Source organism: Bradyrhizobium sp., assembly GCF_035309285.1.
GTDB lineage: Bacteria > Pseudomonadota > Alphaproteobacteria > Rhizobiales > Xanthobacteraceae > Bradyrhizobium.
The window spans coordinates 1-2,729 of the sequence record NZ_DATGFH010000081.1; the positions used below are offsets into that span (position 1 = coordinate 1).

General features: G+C 61.8%; 2 protein-coding genes. Both read right to left on the minus strand.

What is annotated here, in order from left to right:
- A partial coding sequence (locus tag VKR55_RS16400; protein WP_324404957.1) for an alkaline phosphatase family protein occupies positions 1-851 on the minus strand: 851 nt, incomplete at its 3' end.
- 671 nt (positions 852-1,522) lie between these two features.
- Positions 1,523-2,326, minus strand: a complete 804-nt coding sequence (locus VKR55_RS16405) for an IclR family transcriptional regulator (RefSeq protein ID WP_324404958.1) — start codon at positions 2,324-2,326, stop codon at positions 1,523-1,525.
- Positions 2,327-2,729 lie beyond the last annotated feature (403 nt).

Consider the following 2,729-nt stretch of genomic DNA (forward strand, 5'->3'; position numbering starts at 1 on the left):
TTCTTGATGCCGGCCATCGAGGTCGGGCCGTTGATGCCGGGCGTGATGGTGTTGAGGCTGTCGCCTTCATCATGCTGGCTGCCGTCGGGATCGCGCGACCAGAACACCAGCACGAACGGCTTGTTGCGCGCTTTCAGCATCGGCAGCACCACCTTGGTGGCGACATCGGCGAAATAGGCCTGCTGCTCGACGTTGGCCGACTTGGTGCCCGGCGTCTTGGCATCACCGATCCGGGCATTGTCGCCGCGGCCCGGCGCCGTCAGCGGCAGGTTCGCCTTGGTCATGGCGTCCTTCATCTCGTCGGAGAGCGGGACGCCGGTCTTGCTGCCGGTGGCATCGTCGACCACGATGGTGTTCTTGCCGCGGTCAGCGTGATCGAAGATCAGGGTAGGGCCGACCTTGCCGATCGCGGCGGTGCTCAAGCCCTTCTCGCGCGCGAGCTTCAGCACGGTGTCCTCGTCCAGATAATCGCCCTTGAAATGCTCGTCGACGTCGGCGAGCACCGCGTCGTTCTCGAGGAAGGGGACCACGGTGTCGCCGGCGGGCGCGGAGCTGAAGCCGGTATAGATCGTGTTCGAGAAGTCGCCGGTATCGCCGAGATAATGGCCGGTCGCCATGGCGGAGGCATTCGCCGTGGTGAAGGTCGGGAACATTGAATGCGGATTGTTGAAGTTGACGCCCTTGTCGCGAACATCAGCCATCGCCGGCGCGGTCTCTGGCGTCACGATCCGCGCGCGCAGGCCGTCCGGCACGAACAGGATCAGGTTATGCGGGGTCGCGGTCTGCGCGGACGCGGCGGACGCGGCCAAAGTGAGCAGGCTTGCGGAAAGCAACAAGGTTGCGCGGCGCATGACGATCTCCCTGGGAAGGCTGATTGGCGGCTGGTACAGCCATGCCCCTGTCTAGTTTCGCTGTGCGACAATTTTGTTACAGGAAATTTTCCGATGGCGCAGCCCTGCACTCCCGCAGAATGGCTTGGGACATGCGGGCGCATTCTCGCGGCACGATCCGCCCGAGGGTTGGCTGAACATTGTCCCTCGGACAGGCGAGGGCGCAGGGAATGCCGGGCGCCGTTGCACCCGCGAGCCTCGTGTGCAGCAAAATGCGCAAAAAATGCACACGAGTAGTCCACAGGTACAACCGAACACGTCCGGCATTCCCCGCGCGATGTTGGACGACTTATACCGTGCTCTCCTCGGCGTACCGGGCGTTCTAGTCACCGTCGCCCGCAATGATCTCGCGAGCTTGACACCAGCATCGGGGTGTCGGGACCACACGGCTTCGTCGAACGCATCGTGCGCGCTTCGTCGTTGCGCACACATGGCGTCCATCGCAACCCGCCTCACGTTTCGTGACGATTGGCCGTAACGTCCCTCGTGGCGAGGCGAGCTGCCGGGAAATCTATTTCTGATTTGCCGATTTCGACAATGCAGCAAACGTGCGACAAAGTGGCACGACGGGCAATTTGCGCATGGCGGATATGTGGGAATGGTCGGGTGGGCCAGCCGCGGCCGCATGCCATTTACGTTTCCTCCAATGCATCGCTTTCGCCATCCTCATCAGCCTGGAGAATTGTTTCCGACAGCAGCGCAGCGGCCTTCTGGAGTGGAGCTATAAACCGATCCAATTCGGCGAAGCTCACGCGCGCCACAGGAACGGAAACGCCGAGGCACGCGATCAGGTCGCGATCCGGCGACAGGATGGGAACCGCGCATCCAACGACTCCCTTCACATACTCTTCGTTGGTCTTGGCCCAGCCGCGTTGACGGGTCTCCTCGAGAACCTTCATGAGAGTCTCAAAGCTCACGATCGTGTTTTGCGTGTATTTCGCAAGCGTGAGTGCGCGGCACAGTTTCTCACGCGCCCGCTCGGGCAACCGGCTCATGTAGATCTTGCCGGTCGAGGTGCAGTGGAGTGGCGCGGCTTCGCCCGGATTGAATTGAAGACCCTGTGGTGGTGACACGCGGACGCTGTCGACATAGGCCACGACGTTGTCGCGCACGACTCCGATCTCGCATTGTTCGCCGATCTCGCCGGCGACCGCGCGCAGCACGGCGTGCCGGCGTGCGGTCCGAAAGGCTGCGCCGATGACCTTGGCAGACAACGTGACCAGTTGATTGCCGACCACGTAGCGCTTCGTTCCGAGGGCTTTCTGGAGAAGGCCGCGTTCCTCTAGGTTGCCCACGAGTCGATGCGCGGTCGGAAGCGGCAGTGAAAGCGCATTGGCGATCTCCGCAACCGAGACGGCTTTGGTCTGACCAGCGACGTGCCCAATGATGGCAAATGCGCGATCGAGCGGGCCATCAGTCTTCGCTTGCTCTGCCATTCGCGCCTCCGTTTCGATAAATTATCATTTTCCGGAAGAAATACTATTGAAAGATGAAAAATAACTTGGCTGATGGATGCGGTCGCTCATATGGTCGGCTGTGTCGTCGGGTGAATGGAATTTGTGCAGCGCACAGCCCGCCGTGACCGGCAAGTCCACCGGAGCTTCGAGTTAGCTGGGCCAGCCTGCTGAGAGGCGAAGGCGGCGGATGCGCTCACAGGAGAGTCGAATGTCTCGCCACTACGACGTGAATGCCGTGCGCAAGGAGTTCCCGGCTGCCGATCGAATGGTCTACCTCGACTCCGGATTCCAGGCGCCCCTCGCGCGCCCTGTCATGGCGGCAATCGAGGCCTTCCTTCGCGAAGGTCTGGAAACGGCCGGACCGAAGGGCATCTGGCTCGAT